Source organism: Neisseria sp. P0008.S004, assembly GCF_051962755.1.
Classification (GTDB): domain Bacteria; phylum Pseudomonadota; class Gammaproteobacteria; order Burkholderiales; family Neisseriaceae; genus Neisseria; species Neisseria subflava_A.
Genome location: NZ_JBQCUZ010000072.1, coordinates 1 through 204, shown reverse-complemented (window position 1 = coordinate 204; position 204 = coordinate 1). Strand labels below are relative to the sequence as shown.

Annotated in this window: 1 pseudogene; it reads left to right on the top strand. The window is 52.9% G+C overall.

Annotation, left to right across the window (positions count from 1 at the left end):
- Nucleotides 1-204 (top strand): annotated as a pseudogene (locus ACTHSW_RS10980) (IS5/IS1182 family transposase); the annotation flags it as partial.

The window sequence follows — 204 nt, the reverse complement described above, 5'->3', positions numbered from 1 at the left end:
TACAGCACCTTATGCCGCTACCGCAACTGGCTGGCGCAAGACAACACCCTGTCCGAACTGCTGGAACTGATTAACCGACAACTGACCGAAAAAGGCCTAAAAATAGAGAAAGCATCCGCCGCTGTCGTTGACGCCACCATTATTCAGACCGCCGGCAGCAAACAGCGTCAGGCCATAGAAGTCGATGAAGAAGGACAAGTCAGC